The following is a 24217-nucleotide window of genomic DNA, read 5'->3' as shown; positions in this document are numbered from 1 at the left end:
TTTGTGAAGTAAATATTTGGTATCTGTTTTACACATTCACTGTATGATTTAGTAATTACATACTAAATTAATTGTAAATAAAATAAGACGATGCTTTTCTATATTTGTTACACATAATCTAATTAATTACTATATTTAACCCTTTACTAATTTAAACTTTAAGATCAAGAGCAATGAAAAAATTATTCTCTATCATGGCAGTTGCCGCTGTAGTAGTGTTAAGCACATTTACCGCTAACGCAAGCAACGCACAAACAACACTTCCAGTACAGATTCAACAAATAGTTGCAAATGTAGATGCTGGTTCTTCTTTTCAAGATGACGCAGCAGCAGAGGAACTTTCTTTTACACAAGATTTGAAAAAACGATTTATAGAAGGAGGTCCTGGATTTATGGGAATTGTACTTTTATGTTTAATATTAGGTCTTGCAATTGCAATTGAGCGTATTATATATTTAAACTTGGCCTCTACTAACACAAAGAAACTTCAACAAGAAGTAGAAGATGCACTTAACAGTGGTGGTGTAGAAGCAGCAAAAGAGGTATGTCGTAACACAAAAGGACCAGTAGCATCTATATACTACCAAGGTCTTGATAGAGTTGACGAAGGTCTTGACTCTGCTGAGAAAGCTGTAGTAGCTTACGGAGGTGTTCAAATGGGACAACTTGAGAAAAACGTATCTTGGGTATCATTATTTATTGCTCTTGCACCTATGCTTGGGTTTATGGGTACGGTAATCGGGATGATCCAAGCCTTCGATAGAATTGAAGCAGCTGGAGATATGAACCCTGCACTAGTTGCCGGAGGTATTAAAGTAGCACTTCTTACAACAGTATTTGGACTGATTGTGGCTATTATTCTTCAAATATTCTATAACTATATTATTGCAAAAATTGACAGTATCGTAAACGATATGGAAGATGCATCTATCACATTGATGGATATGCTTGTACGTTACAAGAAGTAATATATAGTAATCTTAAAAATTCATACATATTATGGGATTACATAAAATTTTAAAATTCATTGTGGCTATCGTAGGTGTTGCAGCATTAGTTGTAGCAGGTATGGTATGGGCAAACAATGATGCCATCGTAGGTGGTGATTCACAGAACCTTGTCGATATAATGATCCTCCTTGCTTGGGCGGTTATAGGTATCGCTTTAGTACTCGTAGTAGTCTTTGTTCTCAAAGGTCTATTTTCGGGTAATGCAAAAAACACACTTGTAGGAGCTGGATCTTTCTTACTTATTGTTGCTATTTCTTACTTTGCTGCAAGCGGAGCAGAAGAAGTACCAATGAAAGACGGAGAAGTTCTTTCTGCTAGTGGTTCACAGTGGGTAAGCGCTGGTATAAACGCATTCTTTATTCTTGCAGCAATTGCAATTATACTTATGCTAGTATCAGGAGCTAAGAAACTTGTAAATAAATAATTATGGCTAGGAGAAATGCACCAGAAATTAATGCAGGGTCTATGGCAGACATCGCATTCTTACTACTTATCTTCTTCTTGGTAACAACTACCATTGAGAAAGATAGAGGACTTGTAAGAGCGTTACCGCCAGAGCAGCCTGAAAATGTGGAGCCTCCTATCATTAAAGAAAAGAACCTTTTTGTAGTTATCGTAAATAAAAACGATGAACTTTTGGTTGAAGATAAGCCTATGGAGATGAAAGATCTTCAAGAGGCAGCTATCGCCTTCTTAGATAATGGAGGTGTACCAAAAGGGCAAGAAGGGTATTGTGATTACTGTCAAGGAGAGCGTGACCCTAGTTCGTCAGACTTTCCAGACAAGGCTATTGTAACTGTAAAAAATGACCGTGAGACATCTTACGATACATATATTACAGTTCAAAATGAGCTTGTAGGAGCATACAATTTTTTACGTGATAGAGAGTCACAACGTTTATACGGTTGGAAATTCACAGAAGTAAAGAAAGCTATAGACGAAGGAGTTTATAAAGGGAACGAAGAGAGTGCAAAAGAAAAACTTGATATTATCAAGAAAATGTACCCTCAGAAACTTTCTGAAATAGATCCTCAATCATAAGTAGAATTATAAAATAAAAATATTATGTCAAAATTTAGAAAAGGAGGGTCTAAAGAGTTACCAGCGGTAAACACGGCTTCCCTACCAGATATTGTATTTATGTTATTATTCTTCTTTATGGTGGCAACAGTTTTACGTAAAAATGACGTAAAAGTGGCGCAAATTTTACCAGCAGCAGATCAAACTGAGAAGCTACAGAAGGACAGAAGTGTATACATCTTTGGAGGGAAACCTGGAGAAGGTTATAAGCAGTTCGGTACAGAAGGTAAAATTCAAATAGGAGACAAATTCGTAAATATAAACGAAGTACAGCCTGCTATTCTTGAAGAACGTGAGAAGCTTAGAGATGAGCTTAAAGATAGAGTAATGGTTGCCTTTAAAGTAGATAAGGAAACTAACTCTGGTCTAGTATATGACGTAAAGCAAGAATTAAGACAAGCTAATTTGTTAAAAGTGATTTACATCACTACTCAAACTGAAGACGCTGTAAGTCAGTAGTCGATAGTTAAATTAGTAAAAAAACACCTTGAGGTAACTTAAGGTGTTTTTTTATGCAATATTGCCAGCGGCAATTCTGTTATATTTGCAACAAATGATTCTCTTGAAATATCTTCTTTACATCTTTATAGGTTTAAGTACCATTACGACACTTGCACAAGATGTTGATGTGCTTGATGCCCAGGTTGTAGATTCTTTATATAGAGAAGATCAAGTGTACATAGGTATAACTTTTAACTTGTTAAGTAATAAGCCTTCTAGTTTTGAACAAAATGGTCTCAGCGCTGGTATACAAGCTGGATTTATTAGGGATTTTCCTATTAATAAAAGGCGTAATAAAGCGATAGGTATCGGTTTTGGGATGGCATTAGATACCTATAATCAAAACCTATTTATTTCTGATCAAGAAGGCATTCCTTCAATTTTTGAAATAGTAGATGAGAGTGTAGAGAATGTTACAAATAGGTTTACTAGCTACACATTAGAAATGCCTATTGAGTATAGGTGGAGAACATCTACGGCTACAAAATATAGCTTTTGGCGTATACACGTAGGTATGAAACTGGGGTATATAGTTAGATTTAACACTACCTATCAAGACAATGTATTAGATATTACAAGCACAGATATACCAGAAATAAATAAGTTTCAATATGGACCCTCTTTTTCTTTTGGGTATGGTGCGTTTAATTTTCAAGGATATTACGGTTTAAATAACCTTTTTAATGATAATGCATTACTCAATACAGAAGAGGTAGGCATTCAAGTAATGCGTCTTGGATTGGTTTTTTACTTTTTATAATGTTACGCTTTCGCGAAAGCGTCATTTTCTATATCCAGTAACTATAGACCATAAATTGTGATACTGCACCTACAATAAACCCTACTACAAGCTCTGCTGGAGTATGTGCGCGCATATCTAATCTAGATGTTGCCGTTGCTCCACAGGCAAAAATAAATGCCGCTATGAGTGGTAATAGATTTTTGCCAAAGTGTAAACTAAGACCTACTATAAAGAATAGCACACCAGAGAGAGCGATCATATGTAAACTCGCTTTAAATTTGAAGAGCGCTATTAAAAATGCACCGGTGCTAGCAGCAAGTATCCCTACAAAAAAGAAATATAGTTCGGGAATCTCATATCCATCAAAAATGAGCCTAATAAGAATAAATGTAAAGAGCATTTGTAATAAAAGAGGCCATCTGCGTTCTTTTACATTAGAGAGATGTATACTTGTTACCAGTTGCAGATTTTTAAGCATAAAGTAACTCAAAATAGGAATGACAGTAGTCATAATGACTGTGGCAAAAACTTTTGAGTATAAAAATTCTGGATTGAAATATCTAGGTGAAATATAGAAGTAGAGTAACACTCCTACTAATGGCATAAAAAGTGGGTGAAAAATATAGGAAAAGCTACGTATGAAAAACTTCATTAAATTTGCTTTCGAAGTCGTGCTACTGGTAGTTCTAGCTGTTCTCTATATTTGGCAACCGTTCTGCGGGCTATTGGATATCCTTTTTCTTTAAGAATGCCGGCAAGCTTGTCATCTGTGAGTGGCTTGCGCTTATCTTCCTCTTCGATAACCGTTTCAAGTATTTTTTTAATCTCACGTGTAGATACTTCTTCACCTTGATCATTAGTCATACTTTCAGAAAAGAAGTTTTTAATGAGTTTTGTTCCGTAAGGTGTGTCTACATACTTACTGTTTGCTACACGTGATACTGTAGAGACATCCATACCTATCTCTGTAGCTATATCTTTAAGAATCATAGGGCGTAGATTGCGCTCATCACCAGTCAAAAAGTATTTTTTCTGGTAGTTCATTATAGAGCTCATCGTGACAAATAAGGTCTGCTGGCGTTGTATAATGGCTTCTATAAACCACTTTGCGGCATCAAGTTTTTGTTTTATAAAAAGCACAGCATCTTTTTGTGCTTTTGTGCGCTCTTTAGACTCTTTGTACCCTTTGAGCATATTGCTATAATCTCTAGAGATTTTAAGCTCTGGAGCATTGCGTCCATTGAGAGATAGCTCTAATTCTCCGTCTACAATTCTTATGGTAAAATCTGGTACTACGTGCTCTACTATTTTTGTATTGCTCGAGTAAGATCCGCCTGGTCTTGGGTTAAGGTGTTCTATCTCGTGTATGGCGTCTTTAAGTTCTTCTTCTGTGATATGGAACTTAGCCATTAACTTTTTGTAATGCTTCTTGCTAAAATGGTCAAAAGACTTCTCAAGTATTTCTATGGCTAGTGAGATAGACTTTGTAGGAGTTTTTCTGTCTAGTTGTAGTACTAGACACTCTTGAAGATTGCGGGCTCCTACGCCCGCAGGATCAAGATCTTGTACTTTAAAAAGCATTTTTTCTATAGTCTCTTCTGTGGTGTAGATGTTTTGGGTAAATGCTAGGTCATCCATCAGATCTAATATGGGACGCCTTAAATATCCAGCTTCATCTAGTGAGCCTATAATAAACTCTGCAACGCTACGCTCCTCTGGTGAGATACGCATCGTGTTGAGTTGGGTTTTTAGGTATTGGTTAAAAGATGTTCCTGAGGCATAGGGTACTTGTTTATCCTCGTCATCTGCACTGTAATTATTTGCACTTAAGCGATACTCTGGTATCTCATCATCACTGAGGTAATCATCTACATTAATTTCTACCTCTGGTGCTTCGTCAAAATCATCTGTGTTATCAAACTCTTCAAAGTCATCTTGAACCTCCTCTTTGCCGCTATCAAGGGCAGGGTTTTCTTCTAGCTCTTGCTTTATCTTTTGCTCAAACGCTTGCGTAGGAAGCTGGATAAGCTTCATAAGCTGTATTTGCTGTGGAGATAGCTTTTGAGAAAGTTTAAAATTGAGCTGTTGTTTTAACATATGAAACGAAGTTACAAAAAAGGAGTAGATGTAGTTGCGAAATATTTGTTAAGCAAGATACGTGCCCTTTATCGTTTATAGCAATCTAAATTTGTGTCTTATAACTATAAGCTCGTGATTGTTTTTCTAATCGCGACAAGGTTAGAAAGCAATCGCTCTAAGTGAGCGAGGTCAAGCATATTTGCCCCATCACTCTTTGCATTTGCCGGGTCAAAATGAGTTTCTATAAATAATCCGTCTACATTATTTACAATACCTGCTCTGGCAATAGTTTCTATCATATCTGGTCTTCCTCCCGTAACACCACTAGACTGGTTAGGTTGCTGTAGTGAGTGTGTCACGTCAAGCACGGTAGGAGCAAATGAGCGCATCGTAGGGATGCCTCTAAAGTCTACAATCATATCTTGATAGCCAAACATTGTACCTCTATCTGTAATCCAGGCATTTTCATTACCACTATCGTGTACCTTGCGCACAGCGTGTTGCATAGCCTCTGGAGACATAAACTGCCCTTTCTTGAGGTTTACCACTTTGCCTGTTTCGGCCGCGGCAACGACTAGCGATGTCTGGCGAACTAAAAATGCAGGGATCTGAAGTACATCTACATACTGTGCAGCGAGTGCAGCATCAGAGCTTTCGTGAATGTCTGTGACCGTAGGAATATCAAATGCCGAAGAAACCTTTGCAAGAATCTCAAGCGCCTTCTCATCACCTATGCCCGTAAAACTGTCTATGCGACTACGATTTGCTTTTCTAAAACTTCCTTTAAAAACGTAAGGAATAGATAACTTATCTGTAATGGTTACCACCTTTTCGGCAATGCGCATAGCCATATCTTCTCCCTCAATAGCACAAGGGCCGCAGAGTAAGAAGAAGTTATTTGCTTCTGTATGTTTTATTTTAGGAATGCTTGATAGTTTCATAATGTGAATTTTTATGCTTTCGCGAAAGCGTAACAAAGATACTCTATACAGCCTAGTTACCTCTACTTGTCTAAAATAGATGTCGCTTTTTTATCTGGCTTTGCGTAGGTAAATCTGTCTATTATTTGAGGAGAAGTATACCCGTCTAGCCCATTAATGGCTACGCCGTTTGCCTTTTGTAAATGCACCCAGCCATCTTCATATAAAGTATCTTCGGGAATGGTAATATTTGTAATTGCACCTATGACGAGTATGGTGCCATTTTCTTTAATCTCGTACTCGTTTACGTACTCACACGCAAGCTGTATGTGTGCTTCTTTTACAAAAGGAGCTTTAAAGTCATCGCGATATGCTGCGGTAAGCCCCACGGCGTTATACTCAGATATGTTGCTGTCATAAGCTGCAGCCGTCTGGTGTGACTGGTTTATGATATTGCTATGTATGTGATTTACGGTAAAGACTCCCGTTTCTTTTATATTGCTATACGTATGTCTAGCTACTGTGGTGGGTCTTGTGATATAGCTTAGTAGTGGCGGGTTGCTCCCTATATGCGTGATACTACTTATAACTGCTAGGTTTTCTATTCCCTCTGGAGAGATGGTGCCTATAAGGTTTGCACTCTTAAAACCCGTAATGCTATTAATAAAATTTGCTCTGTACCGAGAGGGCATTGCATTAATGGCTTCTTTATTAAAATGTAGTATCTTTTTCATCATTTCAAAAATACGGAATATGTCAAAAGACCATCAAAATTACTTCTCTACTAATAAAGAAACTTGGAATAAAAAGGTAGCTATACACGCAGCGAGTGACTTTTATGATATGAAGGGATTTATGTCTGGTAAAAGTTCGCTTAACTCATATGAGCTCGATGCGCTAGGAGATGTTGCGGGTAAATCACTCTTGCATTTGCAGTGCCATTTTGGACAAGATACCTTGAGCTGGGCAAGGATGGGAGCCTTGTGTACGGGTGTAGATATAAGTGATGAGGCGATTACGCTTTCGCGAAAGCTAAATAAAGAACTCAATCTATCGGCAAAATTTGTGTGTTGTAATGTACTTGATACAAATAGCTACGTACAAGAAAAATTTGATATTGTATTTACAAGTTATGGGGTGATAGGCTGGCTCCCAGATTTAAAACCGTGGGCGCAAGTTATCGCAGATTGCCTTGAGGTGGGAGGGGAGTTTTATATGGTAGAATTTCATCCCATAGTCTGGATGTTTGATTATACAAAAGCACAACCTGAGATGCGTTATGGTTATGCACAAGAAGAAGTGATTTATGAAGAGTACGAGGGTACATATGCGCAAGAAGATGCCCAGATGGTGAGTAAAGAATATGGCTGGAATCACGGTCTAGGGGAGGTTGTGACTGCCCTAGCAGGGGCTGGCTTACAGATACAATATATGCGAGAGCACGATGGCGCTCCATATGATGTGTTGCCAGATCTGGTAAAAAATGAAAACGGCCTCTACGTGAGTAAAGACCGTTTGTATCCTTTAATTTTTGAAATTAAAGCTGTAAAAATTTAGTGAGCATCATCCTTTAGTAACTCAGGAAACTTAGCTGCAAACCTTTGATACCTAGGCACAGATATGTTTTGAATGTACGGGTTGTTTGGATTGTTCTTTTCATAATCCTGGTGGTATGCCTCTGCAATCCAGAATTTCTGAAAAGGAAGTACTTGCGTTACAATACGGCCGTCGTATGTAGACTCATTTAATTCCGTAATGGTATTTTCTATAATTTTCTTCTCTTCTTCATTTTGGTAAAAAGCAATAGATCTGTATTGTGGTCCAGCATCTGGTCCTTGTCTATTATTGGTCGTAGGGTCTTGTGATCCAAAAAAGACATCTACCAATTGCTGATAGCTTATCACCTCCGGGTCGTAAATCACCTCTACAGCCTCTGCGTGTGTTGTTTTTCCGTAGCTTACTTGTTTGTAAGTTGGGTTGTCTTCTGTGCCTCCACTATAACCGCTTATGGCTTCATCTACACCTTTAACACTTTCAAAAACAGCTTCTACACACCAAAAGCAGCCGCTTGCAAAGTAAGCCTTGCGCATCCCGTTTTGGGTGGCAACTTCTACCGGCTCAAGCATAGCAGTGGGTTCTGCCATAGGTTTTGTGTCATAATTACAACTCAATAATGTGATAAGAGCTGTGATTGCTGCAATAATTTTCATAACGATAATTTTATTACAAAGCTATACTATAACGTGGTGCGTTATTGTTAGGGTTATGTTAATGACAGTATAGGGAGTAGGTTAAACTTGTTGCATAAAAAAAGCCTTCTGGTGAGAAGGCTTTTAAATATTATTTAAAAAGATGATTACAGCTTACTGAAAAGTGTATTCATTTTTTCAGTTTGCTCATTTGCTAGTTCGCTATCTATAAGGATACGACCAGAATGCTCATCTGTAATAATCTTCTTGCGACCTGCAATCTCTACTTGTACCTGTGGTGGTATTGTAAAATAAGATCCTCCAGAAGCTCCACGCTCTATAGGTACAATGGCAAGACCATTACGTACGCTAGATCGTATTCTCTTGTAAGCTTTTACAAGGCGCTCTTCTATGTTGTTTTCGTACTCTTCGCTTTTTGCTAGAAGTGCTTTTTCTTCTTTTTCTGTTTCAGAAAGAATAGCGTCTAGCTCACTCTTTTTGTGCTTAAGGTGTTCCTTGCGCTCGCTTAGACGTTCTTTGGTCTGAGCAATTACTTCACCTTTTTGTTCAATTTGAGCTTTAAACTCGCGTATGTTTTTTTCTGCAAGTTGAATTTCAAGTTCTTGAAACTCTACCTCTTTGCTTAATGCATTAAACTCGCGGTTGTTACGTACGTTCTTTTGCTGTTCAGAATACTTTTTGATAGCTGCTTTAGAGTCATCTATTTGTATTTTTTTAGCCTTGATAGAGTCATCTACCAGTTTTAAGTCGTTCTCCAACTTCTCGATGCGCTTGTTAAGACCAGCTACTTCATCTTCAAGGTCTTCTACTTCCAAAGGAAGTTCTCCACGTACATTGCGGATCTCGTCCACACGTGAGTCAATAAGTTGTAAATCGTAAAGCGAGCGTAGTTTCTCTTCTACTGTTGCTTCTTTCTTCTTTGCCATACGTTAAAAATAGTTGATAGGATTGGTATTTTCCTCAGATAAAATGATTGCAAAAGTACTAATTTTTTCTGTAAGATGGTCGGCAATTAAGTTTTTCGTAAAGCGTTCACTCTCATAATGTCCCACATCACATAGCAATATCTTATTTTCGGCTTGATAATAGTCGTGGTATTTTAGATCTGCAGTGATAAGTGCATCTGCTCCTTGAGCCTTTGCTGCACCTATGGCAAATGCGCCACTACCACCTAAAACAGCAATTTTCTTTATGCTGGATCCCTTTAGTGCAGAATGACGTATACCTCCCGTTTTAAATATAGTTTTTGTGTAAGAAAGAAAATCACCTTCAGGCATTGCGGTCTCAAGCTCACCTATCATACCCATTCCCACATTTTGTAGTTTGTTTTCTAGTTGTGTAATCTCATAGGCCACTTCCTCATACGGGTGATTTGTAAATAGGGTTTTAAGCACTTTAGATTGTAAATGCTTTTCAAACGTTATATTTATTTGTGTCTCCGCTTCTGTATGGCGCACACCAGCTGTCCCTATAACAGGGTTGGACTTCTCATTGCCCTTAAAAGTTCCTTTCCCTTCTAGTTGAAAATTACACTCCTCATAATTACCTATGCTCCCCGCACCAGTGCTAAATAAAGCTTCAGAGAGTGCTTGTGCATTTTTGTGAGGAACATATGTAGTTAGTTTTAAAATATGATTCTTTTTTGGGCTTAGTATTTTTGCATTTTCTAGTCCTAGAGCCTTGCACATTCCGTAATTCACCCCGTGTTCTACATTGTCTAGAGCCGTGTGAATTGCAAATATGGAGATGTCATTTCTTATCGCTTTTTGAACCACTCGCTGCACATAGTTGCCACCCGTTAGTTTTTTTAAACCAGAAAATATGATGGGGTGAAAACATACAATAAGATTACAATCTTTTGCAACAGCCTCATCAACCACATTTTCTAGTGCGTCGTGAGAGACTAATATATTGCTCACCTGCTGGTTATAATCACCCACAAGCAAACCTACGTTGTCAAAATCTTCGGCATAGGCTAGGGGAGCCCACTCATTTAATATATTACTTACCTCTTGTACTGTCATAATCGTAAAGATAAAAAATGATACCTTCGTTTTATGAGAAAACTACGTCTCTTATTATTTCCTTTTGCTGGAGTGTACTATACAATTACGCTTACGCGAAATAAACTCTTTAATGCGGGTATTTTATCTTCAAAAAAGTATGACCTGCCCGTTATTTGTATAGGTAATTTAAGCGTGGGTGGTACAGGAAAATCTCCAATGACCGAGTATGTTATAAGGCTACTGCAAGCCCATAAACGTGTTGCAACCCTGAGTCGCGGTTATGGACGTACTACAAAGGGTTATAGAGATGTCTTGTCTACAAGCCTAGCGACAGAGGTAGGGGATGAGCCATTACAGTTTGCTCAAAAATTTGATGCTATTCAAGTAGCCGTTTGTGAAGATAGACAGGCTGGTATCTCAAGGTTATTATGTAAGGAAAATATACCAGAAGTCATACTTCTAGACGATGCCTACCAGCATAGAAAGGTAACTCCAGGATTCTCTATTTTATTAACTGCCTACGGTGATTTGTATAGTAATGATTATTTATTGCCTGCAGGTAATTTGAGAGAGCCTAGATCTGGCGCAAGTAGAGCAGATGTGGTTGTGGTTACAAAGTGCCCCTCACAACTAAGTAAGGTCGAGCAAGAAAATATAATACGACAACTAAAAACTATAGCAGGCCAAAAAGTGTTTTTTACAAAAATAGCTTATGACGATTGTGTTTATGGAGCAAATGGCAATGTGCAGTTACATAGTTTAAAAGTGCATAATGTAACTCTGGTTACAGGTATTGCAAACCCCGAGCCTCTAGTAAATTACTTAACAAGCGATGGCTTGTCTTTTAATCATAAGTCATATGGTGACCATCATAATTTTTCTGCTTCAGAGATTGTTGAGTTAGAAAAATTAGATTGTATCCTCACTACAGAAAAGGATTACGTAAGGTTACGCCCATTACTTACAATGAGACATTTATATTACTTACCTATAAAAGCGGCATTTTTAAATCATAGTGAAAACTTTGACAAGCGCATTACCCATTTCGTAAATGAGTATAATGAGAAGTAAATAGTTTCTGTTACGCTTTCGCGAAAGCGTAAAAAACTAGTTTAATACTTTACTGTTTCTAAGGCCGTTGTGTATTTTCTGGAAGAACTCTTCGACTTTATACGGTTTAGGTATGATATCATTAAAACCTACTGCATAAAAATCGTCAATATTTTCATCTATAGTAACAGCAGTAAGAGCTAGAATAGGAATTTCTTTATTGAACTCGCGTATTTGTTCTGTCGCCTCCATACCACTTATGCCTGGCATATGGATGTCCATAAGGATGAGGTCGTATTTTTTTGTTCTTGCCTTTTCCACAGCAATCTCGCCATTATCTGCAGTATCACAAGTCATCTTATTTTTTTCAAGAATCTTACGAGTAATCATCTGGTTAATTTTGTTGTCTTCTACCACAAGAATATGACGATTTTCTAGTGCGACATAATCAATGTCATAAATAATATTATGAGGATTGTCTTCACCAGGTAATGCCTGCATTAGATTGTATTTAAGGTCAAACTTGAAGGTTGTTCCTTTTCCTAGTGTACTGTCTAGAGATATTTTACTATTAAGTAAGTCTAATAGATTTTTTACAATAGATAGTCCTAACCCAGTACCCCCAAATTTTCTGTTTATTGCTACAGAACCTTGAGTGAAGTTTTGGAAAATGGTCTTTTGTTTCTTTTTTGAGATTCCTTCACCATTATCTTCTATCTCAAAATGTAATCTTATATCTGCCTCGCCTTGTGCTATTTTTTGAACGCGTATCCATACGTCACCATCTCTCGTAAACTTGATAGCATTACCTACAAGATTTATAAGTATTTGCGATATCATAAGAGGGTCTCCTAGTACCTCAAGAGGTATATCTTCATCTATTTCTAGGTGTAACTTGTTACCTTTATCTCTAGCAGACTTCCCTAATGCAAAAAGTACATCTTCAATACGCTTCTTGAGATTAAAGCTCGTTTCTTCTACCTCTACTTTGTTTGCTTCTAGTTTATTAAGGTCTAGTATATTATTTATGAGTGAGAGTAAGTACTCTCCAGAGAATTTGAGCGAGTCAAGATGCTTTTTTTGCTCGTCTGTAGGGTTTTCTGATAAAAGTAGGTGTGTGAGGCCTGTTACTGCATACATAGGTGTGCGCAGCTCGTGAGTAATGGTAGATAAGAATTGTGCTTTTACTGTAGATGCTTTTTCGGCATTATCTCTAGCAATAACAAGCTCAACATTTTTTGCCTGTAAGAGTTCATTTGCTTTTGCCCTTAAATTGTTGTTTTTATAAAGCGATAATGTAAGTAAGGCTAGAATAGAACACAGTGCAATACTAAGCACTAGTGTTAATCGCATTGCTTTTGAGTTTCGATCTTTTTCAATAAGCACATCTTTTTCAAGTTGAGTAACCATTGCATCTAGTTCCTCATTTGGTCCATTAGGCAATACTTGACTTTGAGTTCTTAAATCGGTGTCATCTTTTGATGCATAGTACATCGTAAGATAATCATTTGCTTCTTTGTAATTTCCTCTAGCTTGTGCTATGAGATGTTTTGTCTTGTATAATGTATTTGTGATGTAAGGAAGATCTTTGCCGTTTGCAAAGCCCTCTATTTCTAGCAAGGTTTCATCTGCTTCCTCTAGTCTTCCTACTGTGGCAAGGCTTACAGACTTATTAGCAAGTGATTGTGTTTTTAAGTATGCATTATTTGCTTGAGATGCGAGTGTGATACTTTGGTCATATGCTTGTATTGCATCTATATGATTGCTGCTTGATTGTAATATAGTACCTCTTAAGTTATATAGTTGTGATTTTAAATCATCACGACTGCTATCTTCAAGTATCGATAGTCCTTTTGTGATGTTGTTATTAGCTTCTCGTTGGTCTCCATCTACAAGCGAAAGCTCAGTGGCGGTAATATAACTTTGCCCTAAAAGGTCAGGACTATTTGCTTCTTTTTGTGCTAAAAGAGCTTTTTTATTTTCTCTTTTTGCACTCTCGTAGTCATTAAGTTCAAAATATAATTTTGCTAGTGTTCCTGATGTTAAGCCCACTCTTTTAGTATGACCTATATCTGTTGCAAGATCTCGAGAGTAGTTTAAAATATCTATGGCTTGCGTGTAATCACTTTCAGAAACAGCTATAACCGCTCTATTAAGAAGCGAGTCTATCTTATTATTTACAAGTGTTTCCTCAATAGTTTCCCTCTTTTGGGCAACACTTATCATAGGATAAGTAAGGAGTAGTGCAAAAAAGAAACGTACTAAGAGTACATTCACATTCATAGTTTTTATCTAAAATCTTTGTGCAAGATAAATTATTTTGTAGAAATGTATAGAATTAAGTCAACTAATCTGCTAGAATATCCCATTTCATTATCGTACCAACCTATAATTTTTACCATTTTTCCTATTACAGATGTCATTTGAGCGTCAAAAGTGCAAGAGCTTGTGTTGCCCACTATATCTATAGATACTATAGGGTCTTCTGTGTATGATAAGATACCATTAAGTCTACCATTTGCCGCTGTCTTCATAGCCTCATTAATTTCTTTAATAGTGGTATCTCTTTTTACATTAAAAGTGATATCTGTAAGTGATCCATTAGGTACAGGTACACGTATACCACAACCACCTATTACATCAGATAGATGTGGGAAGATACTCGTAAGTGCTTTTGCGGCTCCCGTAGTAGTAGGTACAATACTTTGCCCTGCTGCGCGAGCTCTCCTTAAATCTCTATGGGGTTGATCGTGTAAACTTTGATCTGTTGTGTAAGAGTGTATTGTAGTGATATAAGCCTGCTCTACACCGCATAAATCATCTATAATTTGCACCATAGGTGCTGCATTATTTGTAGTACAAGAAGCGTTAGAGATAATAGTATCAGTACTAGTAATTTCTGTGTGATTAACCCCCATAACAATCATAGGGATGTCTTCGTCTACCGGAGGAACGCTTAAAATAACACGGGCTGCACCAGCAGCGATGTGTTTTTGAAGCTCGTCTTTAGTTTTAAACTTACCTGTGCTTTCGATTACAAAATCTGGAGCGGTATCTCCCCAAGGAATTTCTGAAATTCCTTTTTTACAATAAAGAGGGATGTCCTTATCGTTAATCACTATAGAAGATTCTCCGGCGCTTATTTCCTTGTGCAAAACACCGTGTATGCTATCATATTTAAGGAGGTGAGAAAGCGTCTTTGCATCTGCAATGTCATTTATAGCAACGACTTCCATATCGGGATGCTGCTCTATGAGCCTAAAAACAGTTCTTCCTATACGTCCAAAACCGTTTATAGCAATTTTAAGTCTCGACATAAATCTAGGTAAGGTGTTTCTGAGCCTTGTATGATGAGCGCACTAAAGCACCACTCTCTACGTGACGGAATCCCATCTCTAGACCTATTTTTTCATATTTCTGAAACTGGTCTGGAGTAATAAATTGCTTTACAGGGAGGTGTTTTTTTGAAGGTTGAAGGTATTGACCTATAGTTACAATGTCAAGGTTTACCTCGCGCAAGTCTTTTAGGGTTTGTATAACCTCTTCTTCGGTTTCTCCTAGACCTAGCATAATACCAGACTTAGTTCTTTTTATACCGCTTTCTTTGAGATATTTTAATACACCTAGGCTACGCTCATATTTAGCTTGTATACGTACCTCACGTGTAAGACGTTTTACTGTCTCCATATTGTGTGATACTACCTCTGGCGCTACTTGTACAATCCTGTCAAGTAAATCTTCTCTTCCTTGAAAATCTGGAATTAAGGTTTCAAGCGTCGTGTTAGGATTCATACGTCTTATAGCCTGTACCGTTTCTGCCCAGATTATGGTGCCCATATCTTTTATATCATCACGGTCTACAGATGTAATTACCGCGTGTTTAATATCCATAAGCTTTATAGATCGAGCTACCTTTTCTGGTTCTTCCCAATCTACTTGTTCTGGACGTCCAGTTTTTACACCACAAAAACCACAAGAGCGTGTACATACGTTACCTAAAATCATAAAGGTAGCGGTACCCTCACTCCAGCATTCACCCATATTTGGGCAGCTTCCAGACGTACAAATAGTGTTAAGACTGTATTTATCTACAAGGCTACGTAGATCTGTATATTTTTTACCAGTAGGGAGTTTTACTCGCAGCCATTTTGGCTTTGCAACTCTCTCAGGTTTTGTAATTGTTAGTTCTTCTTGCATAGCATTTTTTCAAGCGTTACAAAGATAGTAAATAAAGAAATGAGAGGTGTTACGCTTTCGCGAAAGCGCAATACTAATACAGTAACTGTATTTCTTTTAAATCATACTCATTTATAACTTCATCTTCTTGGAGTAAAATTAACTTACCCGTCTCTGAAACTCCTTTTATAATACCGACAAATTGTGTGCCATCTGAAGCAATAAATGTTGCGGGTTTGTCTTTTTTAAAGAGATGCTGCTCGTAGTCATTCTTTATAGTTTCAAATTGCCCCTTTAAAAGTAAATCTACATAGTGGTGAAACTGCTTGAGAAGCATCGATAAGATTTCTTCTAGCTCAAAGTGAATGCCGGTTCTAGATTTTATAGAAGTGGCTCTGGGTGTGTCTTTCCATTCGGTTTGATTTACATTGAGGCCCACACCAAGAATCATTGCGTCTAGTTTTCCTCTTTTTATGACACTCTCTATAAGAATGCCGCATATTTTGTCGTTATCTGTCAATATGTCGTTAGGCCACTTGACACGTACATTTTTAATCAAAAGTTTTGAAAGCACATCTTTTACAGCGAGTGAAGCTGCCATAAGTGCATAAAATTGCTCACTTATTGTAATGCGTTTTACTTTTCTAAAAACGCTGAAGGTGAGGTTTTTACCGCTTTCTGCGCTCCAGGTAGTGCCCATTTGGCCTCTTCCGGCAGTTTGCTCAAGCGCCCATACCACGATGTCTTCTTGCGCATCTTCTTCTTTAGAAATACGTTTGAGGTAACTATTTGTTGAGTCGATGGTATGGAGTTTGTCTATGCGCATATGGAAAACACCTAGTCTAAACTTGTGTTAAGACCGCAGAGTAATGTAAATTTGTAATAACTTTGTGTAAATTAAAGAATTTAATGGCAAATAAGGAAAAGAACACAGATCAATTGATAGCGAAAATTGTTGAGGGAATTGAGGATGTGAAAGGTCAAAATATTGATATACTAGATCTTAGAGAGATAGAAAATACGGTTTGTGATTATTTTATCATTTGTGACGGTACTTCAAACACGCAAGTAGGGGCAATAGTAAACTCTATACAAAAAACGGCAAGTAAAGCCCTGCAAGAAAAAGCGTGGCACATAGAGGGTACAGAAAACCAAGAGTGGGTACTTATGGATTACGTAAACGTAGTTGTGCACGTATTTCAAAAACACATTCGTGAGTTTTATGATATAGAAAGCCTCTGGGGAGATGCAAAGATTACTTCAATCCCATCCAATTACTAAAAAATATTAAATGGCTAAAGAAGAAAAGAAAAATAGCGGCACGCCGCCAAATAAACCTAAATTTAGTTCTTACTGGATTTATGGACTTATCGTAGTGATTTTTATTGCTATAAGTATGCTTACAGGTAGCACTGGCATAGGTGAGGCAAAAAAGACATCTTTATATCAATTTGAACAGTATCTACAAGACGGCGATGTGCAACGCGTAGAGATTGTAAATAAAAATTCTGTAAAGGTTTATTTAACAAAGGAAGCAGAGTCTAAAGAAGTTCATAACAAAGGCCGCGGTACTGGTTTTTTTAAACCAGCAGCAGGAGCGCCAGACTATCGCTTTGAGATAGGTGATCTTCAAAATTTTGAAAATGACATAAATGAAATTATAGATGCAAACAGTCTTGACACACGCGTGTCATATGAGACTGAGGGAGATATGTGGGGTTTACTTGCTAGCTTCTTACCATTTATCTTAATTATCGGATTGTGGATTTTTATTATGCGTCGTATGTCTTCTGGAGGAGGAGGAGGCCCAGGAGGTCAAATCTTTAACATAGGGAAGTCTAAGGCAAAACTCTTTGATGAGAAAACAGATATAAAAACTACATTTAAGGATGTAGCAGGTCTTGAAGGTGCAAAAGAAGAAATACAAGAGATTGTGGATTTCTTAAAAAATCCAGAAAAGTATACGAGCTTAGGTGGTAAAATTCCTAAAGGAGCATTACTTGTAGGGCAGCCAGGTACTGGTAAGACTTTGCTCGCAAAAGCAGTAGCAGGAGAGGCAAAAGTGCCATTTTTCTCACTATCAGGTTCTGACTTTGTAGAGATGTTTGTGGGTGTAGGAGCATCACGTGTACGTGATCTCTTTAAACAAGCTAAAGAAAAATCACCAGCTATTATTTTTATAGATGAGATAGATGCAATAGGTCGTGCTCGTGGTAAGAATAATTTTTCTGGAGGTAATGACGAGCGTGAGAACACACTTAACCAGCTTCTTACTGAGATGGATGGTTTTGGTACAAACACAAATGTGATTGTACTCGCTGCAACAAACAGGGCAGATGTACTAGATAAAGCACTTATGCGTGCTGGTCGTTTTGATAGACAGATTTATGTAGATCTTCCAGATGTGCGTGAGCGTAAAGAAATTTTTGAGGTACACCTGCGTCCACTTAAAAAAGTAGATGAAGAGCTTGATGTAGATTTTCTTGCAAAACAAACACCAGGTTTCTCTGGTGCAGATATTGCAAATATGTGTAATGAGGCAGCACTTATCGCTGCTCGTAAAAGCAAGAAGGCAGTAGGTAAACAAGATTTCTTAGATGCGGTAGATCGTATTGTAGGTGGTCTTGAGAAGAAAAATAAAATAATCACTCCAGATGAGAAACGTGCTATTGCTTTTCACGAGGCTGGACACGCTACAGTGAGCTGGATGCTTGAGCACGCAGCACCACTTGTAAAAGTTACAATAGTTCCAAGAGGGCAATCACTTGGTGCGGCTTGGTACCTTCCAGAAGAGCGCTTAATCGTACGTCCAGAGCAAATGCTTGATGAGATGTGTGCAGCTTTAGGGGGTCGTGCAGCAGAGAAGGTGATTTTTAATAAAATATCAACTGGAGCTCTTAGTGATCTGGAAAAAGTTACTAAGCAAGCTAGAATGATGGTAACCGTTTACGGTCTTAATGATAAAGTAGGTAACCTTACTTATTACGACTCAACTGGGCAATCTGATAATGGATTTACAAAACCTTATAGCGAGCAAACAGCAGAGGTAATTGATAAAGAAATATCAAACATTATTGAGGAGCAATATCAACGCGCTATAGATTTACTCACAAAAGAAAAGGATAAGCTTACTCAACTTGCAGAGTTATTACTTGAAAAGGAAGTAATCTTTAAAGATAATCTTCAAGATATTTTTGGAGAGCGCCCTTTCGGGAAAATTGAAGACGAAGCAAAACCTGTAGTTTAAGGAGTTAGATACATTCTTAAATTAGAAATGTCAAAAAGTCTTGATTGCGCCAAAGGTTCAGTCAAGATTTTTTATATTTGACTATTACACCAAAAGAGTTGAGAAAACCTATAGATGAGTCTATTTAGAAAAATCTTCGGAAGCACATCAAACGTTGACAACCCCCGTCAGAATAAAGAAGGTGAAGCTCGCAGTAAGTATATGCCAGACATAGACACGCCTGCAGATGAGCGATTCACAAAAAACTTTATTCTTAACGGAGGAAGATTTCTATATGCGCTTAACAGAGAGGAGATTAATGATAACTTTGACAATATTCTTTTAGAAAACGATTGGTACGAGAGCAGTGTGTTTTGCACAGATGATAATTTAAAAAAAGCTTTTACTGGGTATAATCTAGATTTTGGGACAAATCGAGATGCTTCATTCTTCTTGACTACTTGCGAGAGTCTCGTTGCAAACGATGGTTCACTACTCGTTTGTTCAAAGCAACTCAAAGAGCTTAAATTGCACGATTTTCCAAAAGATGTAATCGTTTTCGGAACCACAAGCCAGATTGTAAATACTATAGGTGAGGGTTTAAGACTTATAAAAAATAGAAATGCAGGTAGTATTCCTACTAATATTACGACTATCAAAAACTTTCAGAGTAAAGAAAACGATAAGAATTTTATGACCTATGGTAGTAGTACAAAAAATGTATATCTACTCTTGCTAGAAGATCTTTAGTATGCGTGAAGTATTAATCCGTGCACTCTCAGGGCTGCTTTACGTTACCCTGTTACTCTTAGCTATATTCTCATTAGAGACTACCTATCTTCTTGTCTTTTTAGGGCTTGGTGTTGTAGTGTTATATGAGTTTTTAAAGCTTGTAGGTATCAAGTCTTTCTTACCTTATATTTTTCTGTTTACGTGCGTGGCGGTATTTTGTTATTTTAAATTAGATAGACTAGCGACACTTATTTTCTTGGCACTCACGATAACAGTTAATTTATATCTCATTAAAAATTTAATACGTCCATCAGAACGTTATATTACAGTATCACAAAAATACGCCTACACTATTTTTTATATTGTTGGAGGTGTTGTGTTTACAATCTTATTGCCCTCATACAGAGGAGAATATACGTCGCTTCTAGTTGCTAGTGTTTTTGCATTGATCTGGATAAACGATACCTTTGCATTTATAGTGGGCAAGAGTATGGGTAAGCACAAATTGTTAGAGCGTATTTCACCTAAAAAGACAATAGAAGGATTTATAGGTGGACTTGTTTTTTGTTGTCTTGCCAGTGTTCTATTTTATTATTTTACAGACTTGCTTAGTCTTAAGTTATGGATTACTATCGCCTTGGTAACTTCAATTTTTGGAACCTTAGGAGATTTGATACAATCACAGCTTAAGCGTCAGGCTGGTGTAAAGGATAGTGGTCGTATTATGCCTGGCCACGGAGGACTATATGATAGGTTAGATAGTATCATATTTGCAGCACCATTTTTATACTTATTTTTAATTGTACTTGACTATGTTCCATAAAGAAGGATATAAGATTATTGTAATAGCATTAGTGATTTTTACAGGCCTTATCTTGCTTGCAAATAAGTTTCTCGAGAAGAACTGGTTGTTCTATTTAGTAGCTTTAGTGCTAGGAGTATTGTTATATCTTATACTTCAGTTTTTTAGAAATCCAGATCGTACAGCGCCTTTAGATTCTAATGTAATCACATCACCAGTAGATGGTAAGGTGGTTGTAATAGAAGAGGTGTATGAAGCAGAATACTTTAAGGATAAACGTCTTCAAGTCTCTGTGTTTATGTCGCCGCTTAATGTGCACGTAACACGATACCCATCTGGAGGAAAGATTGCATATAGTAAATACCACCCAGGAAAATATCTTGTAGCCTGGCACCCTAAATCTAGTACAGAAAATGAACGTACAACCGTAGTGGTAAGCACAGAAAAGTTTGGTGATGTTCTTTACCGTCAGATTGCTGGTGCGCTAGCAAAGCGTATCATTAATTATGCAGAAGAAGGGCAAATGGTACAGCAAGGTGAAGACAGTGGGTTTATACGTTTTGGCTCTCGTGTAGATCTATATTTACCTATCGGGACAAAATTAGACGTAGAGCTTAATCAAGTAGTAAAAGGAGCGCAATCGGTAATAGCATCAATATAATGGATAAGAAGGTACTTCATAAAGAGTTTGAAGATGCCTTCCGTAGGGTGAGTAATTCTTCTCAAGAATTTCCGCCAGATGTATTGCTGCAGTTTTATGCGCTTTACAAACAAGCTACGCAAAAGAACACCTTTAGCCATAATGAAGGTGAACACGAGCTTGTGAGTGCTTTTAAAATCAACGCGCTACTTCAGGTAAAAGGTATGACGGAAGATGAGGCAATGGAGGCTTATGTAGAAGCTGCAAAGAAGTATCTCTAACAAGAAAAATAACATAAATAAAAAGGCGTCTAAATAATTTTAGACGCCTTTTTTATGTGATATATGTAAGTCTATTAAGACAAACTAGCCAGTCGTTTTTCTAGCGCTTCTATTTTTGCTTCGGCATCTGCCATCTTTTGTTTTTCGATAGCGACCACCTTCTCTGGTGCGTTGCTTACAAAACGCTCATTAGATAGCTTTTTTGAAACCGACATTAAGAATCCTTTTGTGTATTTAAGTTCTTCCTCAATTTTTGCAACTTCGGCTTCTACGTCAATAGCTCCCGCAAGAGGTATGAAGTACTCATTAGATTTTACTCTAAAAGATAATGCTCCGTCTAGTGGCGCTTTCGCGAAAGCGATCTCACTCACATTACCTAGTTTTGAGATGATACTATTGTAATCACTAGAAACTTCTTCATTGCTTAGAACGTGCACTTCTATAGCGTCTTTAAAAGCGATGTTTTTACTTTTTCTAATAGTTCGTATACCTGAAATCACTTGTGAGGCGTAGTCAAAATCTGCAATAATTTTTTCATTTACCGCACCACCTTCTGGCCATTTATTGATAATCAAAGCCTCTTCTGGAGTACGTGTAGCGATAGTCTGCCAGATCTCTTCAGATGCAAATGGAATAAATGGGTGCAATATGCGTAGGTTATTCTCAAAAGCTGCAATTACTGCGTCGTAGGTCTTGCGATCTATAGGTTGCTGGTATGCTGGTTTTATAATCTCCAGTAACCACCCGCAGAAGTCGTTCCATACCACTTTGTAACTCGCCATAAGCGCGTCTGAGATACGGTACTTTGAGAAGTGGTCTTCTATCTCTAGAAGTGTTTGGTTAAAACGGTTTGTATACCACTCAATACCTTGCGCGCTATGTGCTGGTTGTGGTATAGTCTCGTCTATCTCCCATCCCTGTATGAGGCTAAAGGCGCTCAAGTTTTTCTTGATAAACCCTTTTCCTTGTTTAAGAAGATCTTCGTCAAACATAAGGTCGTTACCGGCAGCACTACTTAATAATAGCCCTACACGCACACCGTCTGCTCCATATTCTTTAATAAGTTCTAGCGCATCTGGTGAGTTACCTAGTGACTTAGACATCTTGCGACGCTGCTTGTCACGCACTAAACCTGTGAGGTAAACATTTTGGAAAGGTCTTTTATCTGTGTACTCATATCCCGCTATGATCATACGCGCTACCCAGAAGAATAAAATATCTGGTCCTGTTACAAGATCATTAGTAGGGTAATAGTAGTTAAACTCCTCGTTATCTGGATTGCGCACTCCGTCAAAAACACTCATAGGCCATAACCAAGAGCTGAACCAAGTGTCCATAGCATCTTCGTCTTGACGTAAATTTTCGGCAGTGAGGGAATCGTTTCCGGTACGCTTTCGCGAAAGCGTAACAGCATCTTCAATAGATTCGGCAACTACAAAATCTTCCTTTCCTTCTCCATAGAAGTAAGCAGGGATTTGCTGTCCCCACCATAGCTGGCGAGAGATGTTCCAGTCACGTATGTTCTCCATCCAGTGACGGTAGGTATTTTCAAACTTCTTAGGAAATAACTTTACATCTCCAGTTTCTAGTACGGCTTTTATGGCAGGCTTTACAAGCTCTTCCATTTTAAGGAACCACTGGTCTGATAGTCTAGGCTCTATTACCGCCTTTGTACGCTCAGATGTTCCTACTTTATTAATGTGGTTTTCTGTCTTTACCAGAGCACCTAGTTCTTCAAGTTCTTTTTTTATAGCCTTGCGCACTACAAAACGATCTTGGCCTTCATAGTGAAGCCCAAAACTGTTAAGAGAAGCGTCATCATTAAAGATGTCTATTACTTCTAGCTTATGCTTGTCACCCAGCATCTTATCATTCTCATCGTGTGCTGGTGTTACCTTAAGGCAACCTGTACCAAACTCAAGATCTACATACTCATCTTCTATAATAGGAATCACGCGACCACTTATAGGTACAATGGCTTTCTTCTCTTTAAGATGTGTGAAGCGCTCGTCATTTGGGTTAATACAAATCGCTGTATCTCCAAAAATAGTCTCAGGTCTTGTAGTTGCTATTGTTAATAACTCCTCAGATCCTTCTAGTTTATAATTTATGTAATAGAGTAAGCCTTGTCGCTCTTCGTGTATTACCTCCTCGTCAGAGAGTGTTGTTTTTGCTTCTGGATCCCAGTTTACCATACGGTAACCGCGATATATTAATCCTTTATTATAAAGATCTACAAATGTTTTTATCACAGACTCAGACATTGCTGGGTCCATAGTAAAGGCTGTGCGATCCCAGTCGCAAGAGGCTCCTAGTTTTTTAAGTTGGTCAAGTATAACGCCACCATATTCTTCTTTCCACTCCCAGGCGTGGGCTAGAAATTCCTCACGAGTAAGGTCAGATTTTTTGATGCCTTGCTCTTTAAGTCTGGCAACTACCTTTGCCTCTGTAGCAATAGATGCGTGGTCTGTACCAGGTACCCAGCACGCATTTTTACCTAGTAATCTTGCACGACGTATTAATACGTCTTGTATCGTGTTGTTAAGCATATGTCCCATATGTAAGACACCTGTCACGTTAGGAGGTGGGATTACAATGGTGTATGGTTCTCTATCATCTGGTGTAGAATGGAAATAATTATGCTCCATCCAGTAGCTGTACCACTTATCTTCTACCTGTGTAGAATCATATTTTGACGCTATGCTCATAGTTTGGTCTGATTATTGTCTTATAGATGGCAAAAGTAGGGATAACAGTAGGAT

The 24217-nt window shown here is 37.8% G+C and carries 25 protein-coding genes; 13 read left to right on the top strand and 12 right to left on the bottom strand.

Annotation, left to right across the window (positions count from 1 at the left end; genetic code table 11):
* The first annotated feature begins 173 nt into the window (after window positions 1-173).
* From MED134_RS05950 to MED134_RS05930, 5 genes are all read left to right on the top strand, one after another.
* Complete coding sequence (locus MED134_RS05950; RefSeq protein ID WP_021778272.1) at window positions 174-968, top strand: MotA/TolQ/ExbB proton channel family protein; 795 nt, start codon at window positions 174-176, stop codon at window positions 966-968.
* A gap of 31 nt (window positions 969-999) precedes the next feature.
* The gene (locus MED134_RS05945; protein WP_021778273.1) at window positions 1000-1434 is read left to right on the top strand and encodes a hypothetical protein; all 435 of its coding nucleotides are present in this window, start codon (window positions 1000-1002) and stop codon (window positions 1432-1434) included.
* Between the two features lie 2 nt (window positions 1435-1436).
* Window positions 1437-2051 carry an ExbD/TolR family protein gene (locus MED134_RS05940; protein WP_021778274.1) on the top strand — a complete coding sequence of 205 codons (615 nt, stop codon included), beginning with the start codon at window positions 1437-1439 and terminating at the stop codon, window positions 2049-2051.
* Between the two features lie 24 nt (window positions 2052-2075).
* Window positions 2076-2549, top strand: coding sequence for an ExbD/TolR family protein (locus MED134_RS05935; protein WP_021778275.1), 474 nt, complete (start codon window positions 2076-2078; stop codon window positions 2547-2549).
* Between the two features lie 94 nt (window positions 2550-2643).
* A complete protein-coding gene (locus MED134_RS05930) occupies window positions 2644-3351 on the top strand; it encodes a porin family protein (RefSeq protein WP_021778276.1) in 708 nt (235 codons plus the stop codon).
* 28 nt (window positions 3352-3379) lie between these two features.
* Here MED134_RS05930 and MED134_RS05925 read toward each other — a convergent pair whose 3' ends face one another.
* From MED134_RS05925 to MED134_RS05910, 4 genes are all read right to left on the bottom strand, one after another.
* Window positions 3380-3985 carry a hypothetical protein gene (locus tag MED134_RS05925; RefSeq protein ID WP_021778277.1) on the bottom strand — a complete coding sequence of 202 codons (606 nt, stop codon included), beginning with the start codon at window positions 3983-3985 and terminating at the stop codon, window positions 3380-3382.
* On the bottom strand, window positions 3985-5430 hold the full coding sequence (rpoN, locus tag MED134_RS05920; protein ID WP_021778278.1) for an RNA polymerase factor sigma-54: 1446 nt from the start codon (window positions 5428-5430) through the stop codon (window positions 3985-3987). Before rpoN ends, MED134_RS05925 begins: the two co-directional genes overlap by 1 nt.
* A gap of 104 nt (window positions 5431-5534) precedes the next feature.
* Window positions 5535-6353, bottom strand: a complete 819-nt coding sequence (kdsA, locus tag MED134_RS05915; RefSeq protein ID WP_021778279.1) for a 3-deoxy-8-phosphooctulonate synthase — start codon at window positions 6351-6353, stop codon at window positions 5535-5537.
* 62 nt (window positions 6354-6415) lie between these two features.
* Window positions 6416-7069, bottom strand: coding sequence for a flavin reductase family protein (locus MED134_RS05910; RefSeq protein WP_021778280.1), 654 nt, complete (start codon window positions 7067-7069; stop codon window positions 6416-6418).
* A 16-nt stretch (window positions 7070-7085) separates the two neighbouring features.
* Here MED134_RS05910 and MED134_RS05905 point away from each other — a divergent pair, with 16 nt between their 5' ends.
* Window positions 7086-7889, top strand: coding sequence for a class I SAM-dependent methyltransferase (locus MED134_RS05905; RefSeq protein WP_038597279.1), 804 nt, complete (start codon window positions 7086-7088; stop codon window positions 7887-7889).
* On the opposite strand, the gene msrA is transcribed toward MED134_RS05905, so the two are convergent.
* From msrA to MED134_RS05890, 3 genes are all read right to left on the bottom strand, one after another.
* A complete protein-coding gene (msrA, locus tag MED134_RS05900) occupies window positions 7886-8542 on the bottom strand; it encodes a peptide-methionine (S)-S-oxide reductase MsrA (protein WP_021778282.1) in 657 nt (218 codons plus the stop codon). The two genes, MED134_RS05905 and msrA, sit on opposite strands and share 4 nt — an antisense overlap.
* Before the next feature lie 146 nt (window positions 8543-8688).
* Complete coding sequence (locus tag MED134_RS05895) at window positions 8689-9468, bottom strand: zinc ribbon domain-containing protein (protein ID WP_021778283.1); 780 nt, start codon at window positions 9466-9468, stop codon at window positions 8689-8691.
* Window positions 9469-9471: 3 nt separating this feature from the next.
* The gene (locus MED134_RS05890; protein ID WP_021778284.1) at window positions 9472-10566 is read right to left on the bottom strand and encodes a Nif3-like dinuclear metal center hexameric protein; all 1095 of its coding nucleotides are present in this window, start codon (window positions 10564-10566) and stop codon (window positions 9472-9474) included.
* 33 nt (window positions 10567-10599) lie between these two features.
* On the opposite strand from MED134_RS05890, the gene lpxK reads away from it, so the two are divergent.
* Complete coding sequence (gene lpxK, locus MED134_RS05885; protein ID WP_021778285.1) at window positions 10600-11619, top strand: tetraacyldisaccharide 4'-kinase; 1020 nt, start codon at window positions 10600-10602, stop codon at window positions 11617-11619.
* 36 nt (window positions 11620-11655) lie between these two features.
* Here the strand turns inward: lpxK and MED134_RS05880 are convergent, their stop codons facing one another.
* The 4 genes from MED134_RS05880 to MED134_RS05865 form a co-directional block, all read right to left on the bottom strand.
* Window positions 11656-13881: a response regulator gene (locus MED134_RS05880; protein ID WP_021778286.1), complete on the bottom strand. Its 2226-nt coding sequence runs from the start codon at window positions 13879-13881 to the stop codon at window positions 11656-11658.
* Window positions 13882-13913: 32 nt separating this feature from the next.
* The gene (gap, locus tag MED134_RS05875) at window positions 13914-14915 is read right to left on the bottom strand and encodes a type I glyceraldehyde-3-phosphate dehydrogenase (protein WP_021778287.1); all 1002 of its coding nucleotides are present in this window, start codon (window positions 14913-14915) and stop codon (window positions 13914-13916) included.
* A gap of 4 nt (window positions 14916-14919) precedes the next feature.
* The gene (gene lipA / locus MED134_RS05870) at window positions 14920-15795 is read right to left on the bottom strand and encodes a lipoyl synthase (RefSeq protein WP_021778288.1); all 876 of its coding nucleotides are present in this window, start codon (window positions 15793-15795) and stop codon (window positions 14920-14922) included.
* 73 nt (window positions 15796-15868) lie between these two features.
* Window positions 15869-16600: a biotin--[acetyl-CoA-carboxylase] ligase gene (locus tag MED134_RS05865; protein ID WP_021778289.1), complete on the bottom strand. Its 732-nt coding sequence runs from the start codon at window positions 16598-16600 to the stop codon at window positions 15869-15871.
* Window positions 16601-16683: 83 nt separating this feature from the next.
* Between MED134_RS05865 and rsfS the strand changes: the two genes are divergently transcribed.
* From rsfS to MED134_RS05835, 6 genes are all read left to right on the top strand, one after another.
* Entirely contained in the window at window positions 16684-17055 is a 372-nt protein-coding gene (rsfS, locus tag MED134_RS05860) for a ribosome silencing factor (RefSeq protein WP_021778290.1), read from the top strand.
* A gap of 10 nt (window positions 17056-17065) precedes the next feature.
* A complete protein-coding gene (gene ftsH / locus MED134_RS05855; RefSeq protein ID WP_021778291.1) occupies window positions 17066-19021 on the top strand; it encodes an ATP-dependent zinc metalloprotease FtsH in 1956 nt (651 codons plus the stop codon).
* 114 nt (window positions 19022-19135) lie between these two features.
* Entirely contained in the window at window positions 19136-19750 is a 615-nt protein-coding gene (locus MED134_RS05850) for an LUD domain-containing protein (protein ID WP_021778292.1), read from the top strand.
* A 1-nt stretch (window position 19751) separates the two neighbouring features.
* Entirely contained in the window at window positions 19752-20555 is an 804-nt protein-coding gene (locus MED134_RS05845) for a phosphatidate cytidylyltransferase (protein ID WP_021778293.1), read from the top strand.
* Entirely contained in the window at window positions 20545-21195 is a 651-nt protein-coding gene (locus tag MED134_RS05840; protein WP_021778294.1) for a phosphatidylserine decarboxylase family protein, read from the top strand. The genes MED134_RS05845 and MED134_RS05840 overlap by 11 nt, the downstream gene beginning before the upstream one ends.
* Entirely contained in the window at window positions 21195-21455 is a 261-nt protein-coding gene (locus tag MED134_RS05835; protein WP_021778295.1) for an acyl-CoA-binding protein, read from the top strand. Before MED134_RS05840 ends, MED134_RS05835 begins: the two co-directional genes overlap by 1 nt.
* A gap of 74 nt (window positions 21456-21529) precedes the next feature.
* Here the strand turns inward: MED134_RS05835 and MED134_RS05830 are convergent, their stop codons facing one another.
* Entirely contained in the window at window positions 21530-24163 is a 2634-nt protein-coding gene (locus tag MED134_RS05830; RefSeq protein ID WP_021778296.1) for a valine--tRNA ligase, read from the bottom strand.
* Window positions 24164-24217: the final 54 nt, after the last annotated feature.

Origin of the sequence: Dokdonia sp. MED134 (assembly GCF_000152925.2) — a bacterium.
Classification (GTDB): domain Bacteria; phylum Bacteroidota; class Bacteroidia; order Flavobacteriales; family Flavobacteriaceae; genus Dokdonia.
This window is presented reverse-complemented; position numbering and strand designations above follow the sequence as displayed.

Bases quoted from the DNA above. Each gene is read 5' to 3' on its own strand.
- MED134_RS05935 (WP_021778275.1), top strand. From the start codon at position 2,076: ATGTCAAAATTTAGAAAAGGAGGGTCTAAAGAGTTACCAGCGGTAAAC.
- MED134_RS05950 (WP_021778272.1), top strand. From the start codon at position 174: ATGAAAAAATTATTCTCTATCATGGCAGTTGCCGCTGTAGTAGTGTTA.
- MED134_RS05940 (WP_021778274.1), top strand. From the start codon at position 1,437: ATGGCTAGGAGAAATGCACCAGAAATTAATGCAGGGTCTATGGCAGAC.
- MED134_RS05930 (WP_021778276.1), top strand. From the start codon at position 2,644: ATGATTCTCTTGAAATATCTTCTTTACATCTTTATAGGTTTAAGTACC.
- MED134_RS05945 (WP_021778273.1), top strand. From the start codon at position 1,000: ATGGGATTACATAAAATTTTAAAATTCATTGTGGCTATCGTAGGTGTT.
- MED134_RS05880 (WP_021778286.1), bottom strand. From the start codon at position 13,881: ATGAATGTGAATGTACTCTTAGTACGTTTCTTTTTTGCACTACTCCTT.
- MED134_RS05835 (WP_021778295.1), top strand. From the start codon at position 21,195: ATGGATAAGAAGGTACTTCATAAAGAGTTTGAAGATGCCTTCCGTAGG.
- MED134_RS05895 (WP_021778283.1), bottom strand. From the start codon at position 9,468: ATGGCAAAGAAGAAAGAAGCAACAGTAGAAGAGAAACTACGCTCGCTT.
- MED134_RS05910 (WP_021778280.1), bottom strand. From the start codon at position 7,069: ATGATGAAAAAGATACTACATTTTAATAAAGAAGCCATTAATGCAATG.
- gap (WP_021778287.1), bottom strand. From the start codon at position 14,915: ATGTCGAGACTTAAAATTGCTATAAACGGTTTTGGACGTATAGGAAGA.
- msrA (WP_021778282.1), bottom strand. From the start codon at position 8,542: ATGAAAATTATTGCAGCAATCACAGCTCTTATCACATTATTGAGTTGT.
- lipA (WP_021778288.1), bottom strand. From the start codon at position 15,795: ATGCAAGAAGAACTAACAATTACAAAACCTGAGAGAGTTGCAAAGCCA.
- MED134_RS05925 (WP_021778277.1), bottom strand. From the start codon at position 3,985: ATGAAGTTTTTCATACGTAGCTTTTCCTATATTTTTCACCCACTTTTT.
- lpxK (WP_021778285.1), top strand. From the start codon at position 10,600: ATGAGAAAACTACGTCTCTTATTATTTCCTTTTGCTGGAGTGTACTAT.
- MED134_RS05840 (WP_021778294.1), top strand. From the start codon at position 20,545: ATGTTCCATAAAGAAGGATATAAGATTATTGTAATAGCATTAGTGATT.
- ftsH (WP_021778291.1), top strand. From the start codon at position 17,066: ATGGCTAAAGAAGAAAAGAAAAATAGCGGCACGCCGCCAAATAAACCT.
- MED134_RS05890 (WP_021778284.1), bottom strand. From the start codon at position 10,566: ATGACAGTACAAGAGGTAAGTAATATATTAAATGAGTGGGCTCCCCTA.
- MED134_RS05905 (WP_038597279.1), top strand. From the start codon at position 7,086: ATGTCAAAAGACCATCAAAATTACTTCTCTACTAATAAAGAAACTTGG.
- MED134_RS05830 (WP_021778296.1), bottom strand. From the start codon at position 24,163: ATGAGCATAGCGTCAAAATATGATTCTACACAGGTAGAAGATAAGTGG.
- MED134_RS05845 (WP_021778293.1), top strand. From the start codon at position 19,752: ATGCGTGAAGTATTAATCCGTGCACTCTCAGGGCTGCTTTACGTTACC.
- kdsA (WP_021778279.1), bottom strand. From the start codon at position 6,353: ATGAAACTATCAAGCATTCCTAAAATAAAACATACAGAAGCAAATAAC.
- rpoN (WP_021778278.1), bottom strand. From the start codon at position 5,430: ATGTTAAAACAACAGCTCAATTTTAAACTTTCTCAAAAGCTATCTCCA.
- MED134_RS05865 (WP_021778289.1), bottom strand. From the start codon at position 16,600: ATGCGCATAGACAAACTCCATACCATCGACTCAACAAATAGTTACCTC.
- MED134_RS05850 (WP_021778292.1), top strand. From the start codon at position 19,136: ATGAGTCTATTTAGAAAAATCTTCGGAAGCACATCAAACGTTGACAAC.
- rsfS (WP_021778290.1), top strand. From the start codon at position 16,684: ATGGCAAATAAGGAAAAGAACACAGATCAATTGATAGCGAAAATTGTT.